The 15,854-nt window shown below is 70.0% G+C and carries 13 protein-coding genes; 2 read left to right on the top strand and 11 right to left on the bottom strand.

All coding sequences use genetic code 11. The annotated features are described in order from the left end of the window. Nucleotides 1–671 precede the first annotated feature (671 nt). The gene (locus tag J7E25_RS17990) at nucleotides 672–1,103 is read left to right on the top strand and encodes a DUF559 domain-containing protein (RefSeq protein WP_251039132.1); all 432 of its coding nucleotides are present in this window, start codon (nucleotides 672–674) and stop codon (nucleotides 1,101–1,103) included. A gap of 132 nt (nucleotides 1,104–1,235) precedes the next feature. On the opposite strand, the gene hpaD is transcribed toward J7E25_RS17990, so the two are convergent. The 7 genes from hpaD to J7E25_RS15045 form a co-directional block, all read right to left on the bottom strand. Continuing rightward, nucleotides 1,236–2,357, bottom strand: coding sequence for a 3,4-dihydroxyphenylacetate 2,3-dioxygenase (gene hpaD / locus J7E25_RS15075; protein ID WP_214870973.1), 1,122 nt, complete (start codon nucleotides 2,355–2,357; stop codon nucleotides 1,236–1,238). Between the two features lie 62 nt (nucleotides 2,358–2,419). Continuing rightward, the gene (gene hpaE / locus J7E25_RS15070) at nucleotides 2,420–3,946 is read right to left on the bottom strand and encodes a 5-carboxymethyl-2-hydroxymuconate semialdehyde dehydrogenase (RefSeq protein WP_214870972.1); all 1,527 of its coding nucleotides are present in this window, start codon (nucleotides 3,944–3,946) and stop codon (nucleotides 2,420–2,422) included. An 8-nt stretch (nucleotides 3,947–3,954) separates the two neighbouring features. Then, nucleotides 3,955–4,683, bottom strand: a complete 729-nt coding sequence (locus J7E25_RS15065) for a GntR family transcriptional regulator (protein WP_251039131.1) — start codon at nucleotides 4,681–4,683, stop codon at nucleotides 3,955–3,957. Beyond that, a complete protein-coding gene (locus J7E25_RS15060; protein WP_214870971.1) occupies nucleotides 4,680–6,212 on the bottom strand; it encodes a fumarylacetoacetate hydrolase family protein in 1,533 nt (510 codons plus the stop codon). The genes J7E25_RS15065 and J7E25_RS15060 overlap by 4 nt, the downstream gene beginning before the upstream one ends. A 71-nt stretch (nucleotides 6,213–6,283) precedes the next feature. Next, nucleotides 6,284–7,075, bottom strand: coding sequence for an HpcH/HpaI aldolase/citrate lyase family protein (locus J7E25_RS15055; protein WP_214870970.1), 792 nt, complete (start codon nucleotides 7,073–7,075; stop codon nucleotides 6,284–6,286). Beyond that, nucleotides 7,060–7,845, bottom strand: coding sequence for a 2-oxo-hept-4-ene-1,7-dioate hydratase (hpaH, locus tag J7E25_RS15050; RefSeq protein WP_214870969.1), 786 nt, complete (start codon nucleotides 7,843–7,845; stop codon nucleotides 7,060–7,062). Before hpaH ends, J7E25_RS15055 begins: the two co-directional genes overlap by 16 nt. 116 nt (nucleotides 7,846–7,961) lie before the next feature. Beyond that, nucleotides 7,962–9,371 (bottom strand): aldehyde dehydrogenase family protein, encoded by a 1,410-nt coding sequence (locus J7E25_RS15045; protein ID WP_214870968.1) that lies wholly within the window; start codon nucleotides 9,369–9,371, stop codon nucleotides 7,962–7,964. A 169-nt stretch (nucleotides 9,372–9,540) separates the two neighbouring features. Between J7E25_RS15045 and J7E25_RS15040 the strand changes: the two genes are divergently transcribed. After that, nucleotides 9,541–11,118, top strand: coding sequence for a GMC family oxidoreductase (locus J7E25_RS15040; RefSeq protein WP_214870967.1), 1,578 nt, complete (start codon nucleotides 9,541–9,543; stop codon nucleotides 11,116–11,118). Nucleotides 11,119–11,188: 70 nt separating this feature from the next. On the opposite strand, the gene J7E25_RS15035 is transcribed toward J7E25_RS15040, so the two are convergent. The 4 genes from J7E25_RS15035 to J7E25_RS15020 form a co-directional block, all read right to left on the bottom strand. Beyond that, a complete protein-coding gene (locus tag J7E25_RS15035) occupies nucleotides 11,189–11,899 on the bottom strand; it encodes an ABC transporter ATP-binding protein (protein WP_214870966.1) in 711 nt (236 codons plus the stop codon). Then, nucleotides 11,896–13,665 carry an ATP-binding cassette domain-containing protein gene (locus J7E25_RS15030; protein ID WP_214870965.1) on the bottom strand — a complete coding sequence of 590 codons (1,770 nt, stop codon included), beginning with the start codon at nucleotides 13,663–13,665 and terminating at the stop codon, nucleotides 11,896–11,898. Before J7E25_RS15030 ends, J7E25_RS15035 begins: the two co-directional genes overlap by 4 nt. Then, nucleotides 13,652–14,512, bottom strand: a complete 861-nt coding sequence (locus tag J7E25_RS15025; RefSeq protein ID WP_214870964.1) for a branched-chain amino acid ABC transporter permease — start codon at nucleotides 14,510–14,512, stop codon at nucleotides 13,652–13,654. The genes J7E25_RS15030 and J7E25_RS15025 overlap by 14 nt, the downstream gene beginning before the upstream one ends. A gap of 91 nt (nucleotides 14,513–14,603) precedes the next feature. Beyond that, nucleotides 14,604–15,779 (bottom strand): ABC transporter substrate-binding protein, encoded by a 1,176-nt coding sequence (locus J7E25_RS15020; RefSeq protein ID WP_214870963.1) that lies wholly within the window; start codon nucleotides 15,777–15,779, stop codon nucleotides 14,604–14,606. Nucleotides 15,780–15,854 lie beyond the last annotated feature (75 nt).

Below are 15,854 nucleotides of genomic sequence, written 5' to 3'. Positions count from 1 at the left end.
CCGGATGCGCCGGGCGACACGCCGCTCGACGTTGAGGGCCGTACGGGGTGTCGCCCGGCGCATCCGGAGGTCCGCACGCTCGGCCGGCTCGGCGACTCCCCCTCCCGAGGCATCCCGTGCTGGCGATACTCCACACGTCACGCAGTGCCGACGGATACCTCCTTCGCGGCTGCGAGGCTCGGGGCAAGTCCGGAGCCCAGGAGGTGGCACGCGCACACGGCGGCGTGTGCACCGCGGCGGATCTGCTCGCGGCCGGCATGAGTCGCCCGAGGATCGCCGCCGCCGTCGAGCGCGGGGCGATCGAGCGCCTTCGGCGTGGCGTGTTCGCCGATCCGGGCCTCTCGCCTGCGGTCAAGCGGGCAGTGCATGTCGGCGGTCGGCTCGCGTGCGTCTCCGCCGCGCGTCTGCACGGGCTGCGAGTGCTCCATGATCCCGACGAACTGCACGTCGCTGTCGATGCCCATGCCACGCGACTGCGGCATCCCGACGATTCGAGCCGGAGGCTCCGACCGAGTGAGGCGTCAGCCGGGGTACGGCTGCATTGGGCGCGCGGCGGTTCGACCGGCGCAGCGTGGGTGTCGCTCGAGGAGTGTCTCGTCCAGATGCTCACGTGCCTCCCGGAGCTCGACGCACTCTGTGCCCTCGACTCGGCACGCGAATGGGTCGATTGGATGCCTGAGCGCCCGCAGTTGCTCGACGATGCCGCGTTCGCTCGGCTCCTGGAGGGCGTGACGCCGTCGCTTCGATTGATCGCCCGACGCTCGATCACGGGGAGCCAGGCGGTCGGCGAGACGGTCGCGCGGGAGCGATTCCGTGCGGCAGGAGTCCCGCTGCGCGCGCAAGTGCCGATGCCGGGCGGCTACTGGGCCGACCTGTTGATCGGTGAGCGGCTGATCTTCGACGTCGATGGAGAGAAACCGCACACCGCGCCCGGCGCCTTCGATCGGGACCGTGCACGAATCGGATGGCTGAAGGCCGTCGGCTACGCGCACATCTCGTACAGCCACCGCCAGGTCCTCGGTGATTGGGAGTCGATCGACCATGCGGTGCGCATGCTCATGCGGCGCGGTGTTCACCTCTGGGGTGACGGGCGTGGCCCGTGAGAGTCCGGATGAGCACCTCTTCGATGTTCACAACTCCGGATGCCGCAGACGACACGCCCGAACCGAAGGTCGTGCGCTCGGGGTGTCGGCACGAGCGTCCGGAGTTACGACCTGGGCGCGGGCACCGGGGGGCTACAGGGTGTTGCCGAGCTTGAAGCCGCGCTGCTCGTCGTCCTTGCGGGTGTACGAGAATCCGTCGGCGCCGATCGTGACCTCCATCTCGGACTCGTCAGTGCGGGCCACCACGGGCTGCGGGTTGCCGTCGAGGTCGAGCACGAGCGAGGCCTCGGTGTACCAGCTCGGCACGACGGGGTTGCCCCACCAGTCGCGGCGCTGGTTGTCGTGCACGTCCCACGTGACGACGGGGTTGTCGGGGTCGCCCGTGTAGTAGTCCTGCGTGTAGATCTCGACGCGGTGCCCGTCGGGATCACGGAGGTACAGGTAGAACGCGTTCGAGACGCCGTGACGGCCCGGTCCGCGCTCGATGACGTCCGACATCCGCAGCGCGCCGAGCTTGTCGCAGATCGCGATGATGTTGTGCTTCTCGTGCGTCGAGAACGCGATGTGGTGCAGTCGCGGGCCGTCGCCGCCCGTCATCGCGGTGTCGTGCACCGTGGCCTTGCGCCGCATCCACGCCGCGTATGTCGTGCCGGCCTCGTCCTGGATGTCCTCCGTGACGCGGAACCCGAGGTCCTCCATGTACTTCACCGCGCGCGGCACGTCGGGGGTGACCTGGTTGAAGTGGTCGAGCCGCACGATCGCGCCGGGGGTGTAGAGGTCGTAGCGCCACGCGAGGCGTTCGACGTGCTCGACATCGTGGAAGAACTCGTAGGGGAAGCCGAGCGGGTCCTCGACGCGCACCGAGTCGCCGACGCCCTTGGTGAAGCCTCCGGGCCGGCGTTCGACGCGGCATCCGAGCTCCGTGTAGAACTCGACCGCACGGTCGAGGTCTTCGGGGGTGCGCACGCGATAGGCGAACGCGGCGGCCGCGGCGACCGGGCCTTCGCGCAGCACGAGGTTGTGGTGGATGAACTCCTCGAAGGAGCGGAGCGAGATGTGGTGCTCGTCCTCCTCAGTGACGACGAGGCCGAGCACGTCGACGTAGAACGCGCGCGATGCGGAGAGGTCGGTCACGACGAGCTCGAGGTACGCGCAGCGAACGACGTCGGGCGGTGTCGCGGAGGGCGTCGGGATCGGGTTCGCGGGCGCCGGGATGGGGTCGGTGCCCGTCACGGTGGGCTCGGGGATCTGCATGTCAGCTTCCTTGCTTCCGGGGTGAGATCAGGGGATCGGATGCCGCGGGCTGCGGCATCCGCTCAGGGGTTCGCGGTGGCGAAGGGCGCCGTGGCCTGTCGCGTGCCGAAGCGCGGCGAGTGCGCTTCGTTGAGGGTGATGTGCACCGCCTGCTGGTCGGTGTAGAAGTCGATCGAGCGGTAGCCGCCCTCGTGGCCGAGGCCCGACGCCTTCACGCCGCCGAACGGGGTGCGGAGGTCGCGCACGTTGTTGGAGTTGAGCCACACCATGCCCGCCTCGACGGACTGCGAGAAGTTGTGGGCCCGCTGCAGGTCGTTGGTCCAGATGTAGGCGGCGAGGCCGTACTTGGTGTCGTTCGCGAGGGCGAGTGCCTCCTCGTCGGACTCGAACGGCGTGATCGCCACGACCGGGCCGAAGATCTCCTCCTGGAAGATGCGGGCGTCGGGCGCGACATCCGCGAACACGGTCGGCGCGACGTAGTTGCCCGTGTCCAGCCCCGGCGGCCGACCGCCGCCGGCGACGAGGCGCCCCTCGCCCTTGCCGATCTCGACGTAGGACATGACCTTCTCGTAGTGCTCGGGGTGCACGAGCGCACCCACCTCGGTCGCCGGATCATGCGGGTCGCCGACAACGATGTTGCGCGCCCGCTCGGCATACCGCGACACGAAGTCGTCGTAGATCGAGCGCTCGACGAGGATGCGCGAGCCCGCCGTGCAGCGTTCGCCGTTCAGCGAGAACACGCCGAAGACGGTCGCGTCGAGTGCCGCCTCGAGGTCGGCGTCGGCGAAGACCACGGCCGGCGACTTGCCGCCGAGCTCCATCGAGAGGCCCTTCAGGAACGGCGCGGCGTTGCCGAAGATGAGCTGGCCGGTGCGGCTCTCGCCGGTGAAGGAGATGAGCGGCACATCCGGATGCTTCACGAGCGCGTCGCCCGCCTCTTCGCCGAGCCCGTTGACGAGGTTGAACACTCCCTTCGGCACCCCCGCCTCGCGGAAGATCTCAGCCCAGAGGCTCGCCGACAGCGGGGTGAACTCGGCTGGCTTCAGCACGACCGTGTTGCCGGTGGCGAGCGCCGGCGCGAGCTTCCACGACTCGAGCATGAACGGCGTGTTCCACGGCGTGATGAGGCCCGCGACGCCGATGGGCTTGCGGTTCACGTAGTTCACCTGGCGACCGGGCACCTTGTAGGTGTCGTCGCGCTGGGCGACGATGAGGTCGGCGAAGAAGCGGAAGTTCTCGGCGGCGCGCTGCGCCTGCCCGAGCGCCTGCGTGATCGGCAGGCCCGTGTCGAAGGTCTCGAACTCGGCGAGGCGCGCGTCGCTCGCCTCGACGAGGTCGGCGATGCGGTGCAGCACACGCGCGCGCTGGCGCGGCAGCATCCGGGGCCACGGACCGTCGGTGAACGCCCGGCGAGCGGCGGCGACGGCGAGGTCGATGTCGGCCTTCTGGCCGGCGGCGGCCTGCACGTACGTCTCGTTCGAGACGGGGTCGAGCACGTCGAAGGTCTCGCCGCCGACCGAGTCGACGAACTCGCCGTCGATGTAGTGCCGGATGCGGTCAGGCAGTCCCTCGGGGATGTGGTGGGTCATGTTCAGTCCTAGTCGTTCGACGTGGCGAGAGCGTGATCGGGCTCGACGGTCGTCTGGCCGGCCGGGAGCTTGTGCGCGGCCTGGTAGGCGAGCACCGCGTCGAGGGTCGCGACGCGATGCTGCCGGGCCGCGAGCTCGATCTCGAGCGGCTGGGCGCCGGACTCGATGAGTGCGACGAGGCGCTCGTGCTCGTCGACCGAGTCGCGTGCCCGCCCCGGCACGAAGCTGAACGAGGAATCGCGCAGCATCTTCATGCGGTTCCATCCGCGGTGCACGAGATCGAGGATGTGCGGATTCGGGCACTCCTCGAAGAGCACGGCGTGGAACTCGAGGTTCAGCGCGGTGAAGCGGTGCGGGTCGAAGTCGTCGAGCGTCTGCCGCATCCGCTCGTTGATCTCGCGCGCACGGTGCAGATGCCCGGGGGTGAGGTACGGCGCCGACATCGAGGTGGCGGCGCCCTCCACGATCGAGAGCGTCTGCATCGTGTGCAGGTACTCGGTCTCCTTGATGAGGGCGACCTGTGCGCCGACGTTGCGCTCGAACGTCACGAGCCCCTCGGCCTCGAGCAGCCGGATCGCCTCGCGCACCGGAACGACGCTCACGTCGAGCTCGCGCGCGATCTGCCCCAGCACGAGCCGGAACCCCGGCACGTATCGGCCGTCGTCGATGCGCGCGCGGATGAAGCGGTAGGCCTGCTGCGATTTGCTCTCGACGGGACGCATCCTCTCGGCACTCATCGGTCCTCCACCTCCGCGCGGTAGCGCGCCTTCCAGTCGGCGTTCATGGGGAAGAGTCCATCGACGGATGCCCCGCCAGCGACCTGCTCGGCGACGTACGCGTCCTCCCGCTCCTGCGCGACCGCCTCGGCCACCACCTCCTCGACGAGGTGCGGTGGGATCACGATGACGCCGTCGCCGTCGCCCACGATGACGTCGCCGGGCTGCACGGCCGCGCCGCCGCACGTGATCGTGACATCCGTCTCCCATGGCACGTGCTTGCGCCCCAGCACCGACGGGTGCGGGCCTTGCGAGAACACCGGGATCTCGAATCCGGCGACGACCTCGGCGTCGCGCACGCCGCCGTCGGTGACGATGCCGGCGGCGCCGCGCACCTGGGCGCGCAGGGCGAGCACGTCGCCCACGGTGCCGGTGCCGCGCTCGCCGCGGGCTTCGATCACGAGCACCTCGCCGGGCTCGACCGTGTCGAACGCCTGCTTCTGCGCGTTGAAGCCGCCGCCGTGGCGCTCGAAGAGGTCGGGCCGGAAGGCGATGAACCGCAGGGTCTTCGCGCGCCCGACGAGGCGGCGGCCCGGACGGTTCGCGTGCACTCCCTCGATGAAGACGTCGTGGTAGCCGCGCTTGCGGAGCGCCACCGAGAGGGTCGCCACGCCGACGCTCGAGAGGCGCTCGCGGAGTTCAGGGGTCAGTTCGAAGGCGGGATCGGGCGCGGGCTCGGGCGCGGGCTCGGCCGCGGGCTCGGGCGCAGGCTCGGGATCAGGCTCGGGATCAGGCGCGGGCTCGGCCAGGCCGGCGCGCTCGCGATCGCCCCACGCCTCGATGCGCTGCAGATCGTCGGTCGCGGGCTTCGTGCCGAAGTCCCCGAAGGGCGCCGTGCCCTCGGTGATCGTCGTCACGAGGCGGCCTGAGGTGGGGGCGCCCGCGGCATCCGGGGCATCCACCTCGACCTCGACGACGTCGCCCGGCACGACGACCGACGAACCGGCAGGCGTGCCCGTGAGGATGACGTCGCCCGTCTCGAGGGTCATGAGCTGGGAGAGGTCGGCGACGAGCTGCCCGAACGGGAAGAGCAGCGTGCTGCTCGAGTCCTCCTGCACGAGCGCGCCGTTCACCCACGTGCGCACGCGGAGGCCCGCCGGGTCGACGGATGCCGCGGGAATGAGCGCTGGGCCGAGCGGCGTGAAGCCGTCGCCGCCCTTCGAGCGCACGTTCGAGCCCTTGTCGGCAGCGCGTAGGTCGTAGATGCCGAAGTCGTTCGCCGCGGTGACGGATGCGACGTGGCTCCACCCGTCGGCGGGGGAGACCCGGCGTGCGGGCTCGCCGATCACGAGCGCGATCTCGCCCTCGAAGGCGAGGAGCTCGGTGCCGACGGGGCGCTCGAGGGTGCCGCCGGTCGGCGCGAGCGAGGAGGCCGGCTTCAGGAAGTAGCTCGGCGTGGAGGGCGTGCGGCCTCGCTGCGCCGCCCTCGACGGGTAGTTGAGGTGCACGGCGATGATCTTGCCGGGAGTGGCGATGCCATCGATGGTCATGGACGTCCTCGTCTGTCGATATCTGAAATAATATACGATCTGGCGGAGCTCGTCCAGATCGAGGGTGCGGGTCAGGGGCGTGGTGATCCGATGAAGCGATCGGCGAGTGCCTCCGTCGAGCGGGCGAGCAGCGAGACGTCGGCGCCGACCAGCACGAGCGCGGCGCCTGCCTCGGCGTACCGGTCGGCGACCGCTGGGGCGAAGGCGTTGACGCCCGCCGGCTTGCCGGCGGTCTTGGCCGCCGCGATCGACCGCATCACGCCCGCGACGACGTCGGGGTGCTCCTGCTGGCCGATGAGTCCCATCGACGCCGCGAGGTCGGCGGGGCCGACCAGGATGCCGTCGACCCCCTCGACAGCCGCGATCTCCTCGACGCGCTCGACCGCCGCCGCCGACTCGATCTGCACGAAGAGCGAGATCGTCGACGCGGCATCCGCGAGGTAGCCCTCGACGCGGTTCCAGCGCGAGGCGCGAGCGAGAGCGCTGCCGACGCCCCGAATGCCGTGCGGGGGATACCGCACCGCGCGCACCATGGCCTCGGCCTGCTCGACGGAGTCGACCATCGGGATGAGCAGGTTCTGCACGCCGATGTCGAGGTACTGCTTGATGGCGACCGGGTCGCCGAACGGCGGGCGCACGAGCGGGGTCACGGGGTAGGCGGAGACCGCCTGCAGCTGCGCAAGAATCGACTCGAGGCTGTTCGGCGAGTGCTCGGCGTCGATGAGCACGACGTCGAGCCCGCTGCCCGCGGCGATCTCGGCGTTCACCGCGCTCGCCGAGCACACCCACACGCCGAACTGCGGGCGGTCGGATGCTGCGAGGCGCGCCGCGAGCGTCGGCGGAAGCGTCATTCGAACCGGCATGTCACTGCTCCAAGCTCTCGGTAGTCGGCGTGGACCGTGTCGCCGCGCTCGACCCACATCGGCCGCGTGAAGGAACCCGCGAGGATGATCTCGCTCTCGCCGAGCGACTGCCCGTGCTGCGCGAGTTTGTTCGCGAGCCAGGCGACGCCCATCGCCGGATGCCCGAGCACCGCTGCTGCGACGCCCGACTCCTCGATCGTCTCGTTGCGGGAGAGCAGCGCCGAGACCCAGCGCAAGTCGACCTCGTCGACCTTCACGGGCCGACCTCCGACGACCATCGCGCCCATCGCGGCATTGTCGGAGATCGTGTCGACGATCGTGCGGCCTTGCATCTCGATGTGCGAGTTCAGGATCTCGAGCGCCGGCACGACGTAGGCCGTGGCGTCGAGCACGTCGAAGAGGGTCGTGTTCGGCCCCTCCAGCCGCTTCGAGAGCACGAACGCGAGCTCGACCTCGATGCGCACGTTCGAGAAGCGGTCGAACTCGACGGATGCCCCGGACTCGATCACCATGTCGTCGAAGATCACCCCGTAGTCGGGCTCGGTGATGCCGGTCGCCACTTGCATGACCTTCGACGTCAGGCCGATCTTTCGCCCCACGAGGCGTCGACCGGCGGCGACGCGGCGCTCGGCCCAGAGATGCTGCACGGCATACGCGTCGTCGACCGTCATGCCGGGGTTGCGGGCTGTCAGGAGCGGCACGGTCGTGCGATCTCGATCGGCGGCGAGGAGCTCGTCGGCGATCGCCGCGATCTGTGGGGGGTCAAGCACGGATGCTCCACTTCGTTGTCGAGGACTCAGGCCGATCGTGCAGGAACAGCGGAAGGGCCTGAGTGTTCGACATCGTATACGATGCGGCCCTGCGCTTGCGATCGCGATCGCGGGCCTCAGCCGCTGATGACCTGGGGAACGCCGAGCGCCTTGAGGCCCTCGACGCCGAACTCGAGCCCGTACCCCGATTGCTTCGCGCCGCCGAACGGCACCATCGGGTTGAGTCCTCCGTGCGAGTTGATCCACACCGTGCCCGCCTCCAGACGCGTTGCCACCTCGCGCGCTCTGTCCGGGTCGGCCGACCACACGGAGGCGCCGAGGCCTACGTCGAGGGCGTTGGCCTTCGCGACGGCATCCTCGACGTCGTGGTACCGGATGATCGGCAATGCCGGACCGAACTGCTCCTCGGTGACGAGCGGGCTGTCGTCGTGGATGTCGGCCACGAGCGTGGTCGGGTAGAAGTACCCCGGCTGATCGTGGGCGGGGTCGCCGCCGAGGATGACGCGCGCGCCCGCCGCCTTCGCCGACTCCACGAGTCGCGAGACGATGTCGAATTGCGCCTTGTTCTGCAGGGGACCGAGCACGTTCTGCTCGTCGAGACCGATGCCCATCGGCATGGAGGCCGCGAAGCCGGCGAGCGAGTCGCAGACGGCGTCGTAGATGTCGTCGTGCACGTAGAGGCGTTTCAGCGCCGCGCACGTCTGGCCGGTGTTTATGAACGCGCCCCAGAAGAGGCCTTCGGCGATCGCTTCGGGGTCGGCGTCGGGCAGCACGATGCCGGCGTCGTTGCCGCCGAGCTCGAGCGTGAGGCGCTTGACCGTGTCGGCCGAGCTCCTGATGATCGCCTTGCCCGTCGCGGTCGAACCCGTGAACATCACCTTGCCGACCGCTGGGTGCGACGAGAGACGGGCGCCGGTGTCGCGGTCACCGGCGACCGCGGTGACCACGCCCTCGGGCAGCACCTCGTTCAGCACGGCGACGAGTGCGAGCACGCTGAGCGGAGTGTATTCGGAGGGCTTGACCACCACGGTGTTGCCCATGCGCAGCGCGGGCGCGATCTGCCAGATGCTGATCATCATCGGCCAGTTCCACGGCCCGATGGCGGCGACGACACCGATCGGGCGGTAGTGCAGCTCGGCTCGCGACTGGCCGTCGTCGACGATCACCTCCGCCTCCAGCTCGGTCGTCGCGGCCGCCCGGAGCCAAGCGGAGCTGGCGCCGACCTCGAAGCGGGCATTGGGTCCGTTCAGCGGTTTGCCCTGCTCGCGTGAGAGCAGCTCGGCCAGCGCCTCGGTCGAGCGGTCGATCGCGTCGGCGGCCCGCAGCATGATGGCGCTGCGCTCGCCGTGGCCGAGCGCAGCCCACGCCGGCTGCGCCGCCTCTGCGGCCGTGACGGCACGATCGACGTCGTCGGCGGTCTGTACGGGAACGGTGCCGACGAGTTCGCCCGTGGCCGGGTCGTGCACGTCCCGCGTCGGTCCCGCCGTCGGAGTGATCGCGGCGAGCAGGCTGTCGTAGGTTTCCATGGGTCCTCCACTGTGAGTCCGGTCGTCTCACGCTAGAAGTCGTGTCGGGCCGCGAGTTGACCGGCCGAGCACGAGCGTTGACCGTGGGCGAATGGTGTGTCGGCGGCACTCGTCAGGGCTTTCGGCGAGTGGAAGTCTCGGAACAACCCCGATGGAGAGGACACCAACCATGGCCGCGACCCCGCGCGAACATCCCCGCAGCGTCATTGTCGTCGGAGCAGGATCTGCGGGCTCGGTCATCGCCCGTCGGCTCGCCGACGAGGGGATCGCCGTGACCGTGCTGGAGGCGGGCGGCGAGGATGCGAACCCCGCGATCCACGACCCGAGCCGCATGGGCGAGCTCTGGCACGGCGCCGACGATTGGGACTACTTCACCGTGCCGCAACCGGGGGCGGGAGATCGCCGCCTGCATCTGCCGCGCGGCAAGGTGCTCGGCGGATCGCACGCGCTGAACGCGATGATCTGGGTGCGCTGCGCACCGGCCGACTTCGACCACTGGGCCGCGCTCGGCAACGAGGGCTGGGCGTGGCGGGATGTGCTGCCGATCTATCGCGCGATCGAGCGGTACTCGGGCGGGGCATCCGAACTCCGCGGCGACTCGGGCCTCCTCGACGTCGGCGACGACTACCCGCTCGACCCGATCCAGAACTCGATCATCGCCGCCGCCGTCGAAGAGGGACTCGAGCATAACCCCGACTACAACGGCGACCACCTCGACGGCGTCTCCCAGGAGCAGGTCACGATCCGCGGTGGCGCCCGCCTGAACACCTACCTCGCCTACCTGAAGCCCGTGCGCGATCGCGTCGACGTGCGCGTCGGATGCCACGTGCACCGGCTCCTCCTCGACGACGGGCCGAACGGCCCACGCGCGACGGGCGTCGTGTTCGAGCAGGGCGGAGAGCTGCACGAGCTCCGTGCCGACGAGGTCGTGCTCGCCGCCGGCGCCATCGACTCGCCCCGTATCCTGCTGCGCAGCGGCATCGGTCCCGCGGACGAGCTGGCCGCCGTGGGGATCGATGCCATCGTCGACCTTCCCGGCGTCGGCAGGAACCTCCACGATCACCTGCTCGCGCCGGTGATCTTCACGACGGATCGCGAGGTCGGCCCGCCGCGGGCGGGGGTCTCGGTCACCCAGTCGCACCTGTTCTGGAGAAGCTATCCAGGGCTCGACGTGCCCGACACCCAGCCGATCCACTTCAGCGTGCCGATGTACGTCGAGGACCAGACCGGGCCGGCTGACGGCTTCTCGCTGCTGGCCGGCATCGTCTCGCCGAAGAGTCGCGGCAGCATCCGCCTCTCGGGCGCAGGCCCGCACGACCCGCTCCTCATCGACCTCGGTGCGCTCGAGCACGACGATGACATGCGCTCGCTCGTGGCATCCGTGCTCCAGTGCCGCCGGATCGGCAGGCAGCCGGCGCTCGCCGGGGAGTGGGGCGCAGTCGAGCTCTACCCGGGCCCGAACGTGGCTGACGACGACGTCGAGCAGTACGTGCGATCGACGGCGATCACGTACCACCACCAGGTGGGCACCTGCGCGATGGGGATCGGCCCTGAGGCGGTCGTCGACCCGCAGTTGCGGGTGCACGGCGTCGACAGGCTGCGCGTCGCCGACGCCTCGATCATGCCGCGGATCACGACCGGAAACACCAACGCACCTGCCGTGCTCATCGGCGAGCAGGCGGCACGGTTCATCCTCGCCCCCGACGTGACTCGCATGCCGGCGGCGACGGCGCTCGCGGGGGAGTGACAGGATCCGGCAATCGGGCGTCGGGGAGCAACCACCGCGGTGGTGTTCCCCGACGCCCGATCTATGATCGCTACTCGATGACCGAGGCCGCGCCACCGAGGTACGCGCGGTGCAGGAGGCCGGGGTCGTCGCGGAGGCCGGCCGAGGTGCCGCGGTAGCTCACGTGGCCGCTGGCGACGACGAGTGCCTCCTCAGCGAGGCTGAGCGCGAGGTGCGTGAACTGCTCCACGAGCAGCACGCCGACGCCGCTCGCGGCGATCTCCTCGACGATGGGCAGGAGTCGCATGAAGACGACGGGTGCGAGGCCGAGCGACATCTCGTCGATGAGCAGGAACCGGGGGGTCGCCGCGAAGGCGCGGGCGAGCACGACCATCTGCTGCTCGCCACCTGAGAGCAGGGCGGTCGGGGAGTCCACGCGCTTCTCGAGCTCGGGGAAGCGGGTGAGCGCTGCCTCCATGGCCAGCGGGGTACGCGCCGTGAGCGAGAGGTTCTCGCGCACCGTGAGCGAGGGGAAAACCGCCCGGCCCTGCTCGATGTGCACGATTCCCCGGCGGGCGCGGGCGACCCGCGTGAGCCTCTCGATGGACTCCCCGTCAACCAGGATCCGGCCCCCGGAAATCGGGACGATGCCCGAGATGCCGTCGAGGAGGCTCGTCTTGCCGGCCCCGTTGGGTCCGACCAGGGCAGTGACGCGACCCTGCTCGAGGGTGAGCGAGACGTTCGAGATGACAGGGCCGGCTCCGCGGCTCACCGTGACGTCGTCGAGGACCAGCGTGCTCACAGCATCTCCGTTTCACCCATGTAGGCCTTGATCACGGCACGATCCGCGAGGACCTCGTCCTGCGGGCCGCTCGCGAGCACCTTGCCGAAGTCGAGCACGGTGAGTGTCGAGCAGACCGTGCGCACGAGGTCGAGGTCGTGCTCGATGAGGACGATCGTCGTGCCGAAGCGCCCGGGCACCGTCCCGAGGCGCTCACCCAGCGCGAGGTGCTCTGCGCGCGAGAGACCCGCCGCCGGCTCATCGAGCAGCAACACGGCCGGCCGCGCGAGCACGTTGGCTGCGACCTCGACCAGGCGGCGGGTGCCGACGTCGACGCCCGCGAGCCGCGTGCGCGCGGGCGGGCAGCCGAAATGCTCGAGCACCTCGGCGACTTCAGCGGAGCTCACGCGGCGTCGCGCGACGAAGCGAACATACGCGTCGATGGTGAGCGACGGCGGTACGCGATCCTGCTGGAACGTGCGACGCAGGCCGAGCCTCGCGCGACGGGTCGGCGACATCCGGCCGAGCGACACTCCGTCGAGGCGCACCGTGCCCCCTGCGTTCGGCAGGAAGCCCGAGATCGCGTCGACGAAGGTCGACTTGCCGGCGCCGTTCGGGCCGATGAGGCCCATGATCGACCCGGCCGGCACGTCGAGGCTCACGTTGTCGAGGGCCTTCAGCGCGCCGAACTCGACGGTGAGGTGCTCGACCGAGAGGGCATGGCCGGAGGCGGCCGACCGAGAGGCGGGCGCGGCTGCGGAAGTCGTTGCGGCGGTGGAAGCAGAGGCCGGGGCGGGAGACGATGCGCGTGCTCGCGCGGCAGCCGCCGCTCGAGCGTCGTCGCGTCGCCACCACATGTTGCGGATGCCCTGTCCGAGGTTCGTGCCGCTGGTCAGCGCCTGCACCCCGAGGGCGCCGAAGATCACGAAGCCCCAGTCCTGCGGGATGCCCCAGCGCTTGAGGAGCTCGGGCACGAGCACCCACAAGAAGCCGCCGAAGATCGCCATGTCGATGAGGTATGCCCCGCTCATCACCGCGAGCACATACAACGCGAGCGACTGGATCGGCGTGAAGCTGGATGCGAACGGGAGCTGCACCTGTCCGGCGATGATGCCGCCGGAGATACCGCCGAGGGCCGCGGAGACCGCGAAGGCGGTGAGCTTCGCCGCCTGAACGCTCTGCCCGACGGACGCCGTGCCGCGCTCGGAGAAGGCGACGGCCTTCCAGCTCGAGCCCCATCGCCCCCGCTGCAGGAAGTACACCACGAGCCCGCAGACCGCGAGCACGATGATGCTGAAGAAGAAGTACGACCGGTCGCTCGAGAAGGTTTCGGGCCGCATGACCGGCACGCCGTCCTTCGAGCCGGGGAACTGGATCTGCACGAGGGTCACGTCGGCCGCCGCCGCGAAGCCGAGCGTGACGACGGCGAGATTCACGCCGCGCAAGCGGAGGGCGGGGAGTCCGACGAGGATGCCGACACCGCCGGCCGCGGCGCCGCCGGCCAGCAGCCAGAGCACGAATCCGCCCGGCGCCTCCAGCACGTTCAGCAGGGACACCACCCAGGCGCCCACCGCGGCGAACGTGAGCTGGCAGAGCGCGATCATGCCCGCGGAGCCCGTGACGATGCCCAGACCGAGGATCGCGATGGCCGCCGTCACCGCGGAGACCGCGAGGAACACGAAGTAGCCCGAAAGCCCGATGCTCAGGAGGTAGCCGGCGAGGATGCCGACGATCGCCACGACCACCGGCAGGCCGGTGCGCACGAGGCGGGAGTCAGCGCGCGGCATCCCACACCTCCTTCCGCTGCGTCCACAGCAGCAGCACGACGATGAACAGGAACGGCAGGAAGTTGCGGATGAGCGAGACCTCGTCGATCTGTGCGACGAGGCCCGAGAGCAGGCCGAGCAGGAGGCCGCCGACCACGGCGAGGTCGAGGCGCCGGAACCCGCCGAGGAGCGCCGCTGCCGCGGCCGGCACGATGAGCATCGACAGGCTCGTCGCGTCGTTCGACTGCGAGGGGGCGACGATCACGATGGCGATCGCGCTGATCACGCCGGTGACGAACCACACCGCGATCGAGAGCGGCTTCGACGGGATGCCGAGCAGTTCGGCGGTCGTGGGCCGTTCGGAGAGCGCCCGCAGCATCGTGCCGACGGCGGTACGGGTCAGGACCAGCCGCATCGCGACGGCGACGACGATCGCGAGCGACACGGTGGCCACGGTGACCTGGCTGATGACGACGCCGCCCACCTCGAACGCCGGTCCGGCGATGATCGGGCTGAACGGCTGCGGCTTGTTGCCGAAGAGGATGAACGAGAGGGAGATCAGCATGAGGAGCGGACCGACGGTCATCGCCGAACGGGTGGTGGTGTCGGCCTCGGAGAGCCAGGTCGCGGCGATCCAGCCGATGACCGCCGCGAGCACGCCGGCGAGCAGTACGCCGAGCATGGAGCCGAGCCAGATCGGCAACCCGGCCTCCTCCACCAGCCAGACGGCGACGAACCCGCCGAACATGCCGGTCGCGGCCTGTGAGAAGTTCACGACGCGCACGAGACGCGACATGAGGGTGAGGCACACGGCGAGCACCGCGTAGAGTCCGCCGGCGGCGAGTCCGGCGAGTGCGCCCTGCAGCATTGCGGGGTCCTTCCTGGAGGTGTGGGGCCGTGGAGACCCGCGGCTGGTGAGCGGTCGGGCCGGCCGCATCCGTGCCGGCCCGACCGTTGCGTCACTCGGGGAGGACGATCCAGTCCTCGCCGTCGGACTCCCAGGCGTTCGTGCCCGACGTGAGCTTGATCGGCCAGCCCGCGGTGTTGTCGGCGTGGGTGTCGGCGGTGCCGAAGACGTACGGCGTGCCCACCATCGGGTTCTCGATCGGCTTCATGTCGTGCAGCGCCTTGGTCACCGACTCGCGCGTGATGTCGCCGTCGATGCCCTCGAGCACCTCGATGAAGTACTTCGCGGCGAGGAATCCGCCCTGGCTGAACGAGGTGAGCGGGATGTCACTGGCGTTCATGAGGTCGCGCCACTCCGAGTTGATGTCGCTCTCCGCGTCGGTGAAGGGGTAGAACTCGGCAGGCACGTAGATGCCCGCGCCGGCGTCGTCGACGGCCGCCGCGAAGTTCTCGCTGTAGACGCTCGTGAGGTAGAGCCAGGTGACGTCGTCCCAGCCCTGGGCCGCGGCGGCCTTGACCTGGCCGATCGCGTCGGGCTCGACCGGGTTGACCGCGAGGGCGCCGCACCCGGCGTCCTTCGCCTTCACGATGTAGGGCGTGTAGTCGGATGCCCCGTATGGCACCGTGTCGTCGATATAGAGGGGCTTCTTGCCGGTGATCTCAGTCCAGCGGTCGATCGCGGCCTGGTAGGTCGGACGCGTCGATCCGGCGATCTCGAGGAGCACGCAGATGTCGTCGAGGCCGAGCACCTCGGACCCGTGGTACAGGGTGAGCGTCATGTCGTTGAAGGGGCCTACGTTGGCGGGAGAGATGTTGGGCGTGTCGAAGCATCCGGTGTCGACGCCGACCCCCGGGATCGAGAGGATCTGCTCCTGCTCGTAGTAGGGGGCGTTGATCTCGCACTCGATGAGGCTCGCGGATCCCACCATCGCCACGGCCTCGTCGCTGCCGACGAGCTCTCGCGCCGCCGCCGACGCGCTCGCCGGGTCGCCCTTGTCGTCGAGCGACCGGTAGTCGATCGTGCGTCCGTCGAGCCCGCCGGCCTTGTTGTACGCGTCGAACACGGCCGCGGCCGCGAGGGATGCCTCGGGGAACGTCGCCGGGCCGCTCTTGGTGTTGACGGAGCCCACCACGATGGGGGAGCCCTCGCCGGTCGCGTCGCCGGCGCAGCCGCTGAGCATGAGCGCGGCCGCCGTGAGGACCGCGGTGCCGATCAGGTGTCTCTTCATTGAATCCCTGCCTCTCGATCGCCGCAGGGCGGGCCCGCGGCATCCGTCGTCGGACCGGGACGGACCGACGTTGGT

This window comes from Agromyces sp. ISL-38 (genome assembly GCF_018613935.1).
GTDB lineage: Bacteria > Actinomycetota > Actinomycetes > Actinomycetales > Microbacteriaceae > Agromyces.
This window is presented reverse-complemented; position numbering and strand designations above follow the sequence as displayed.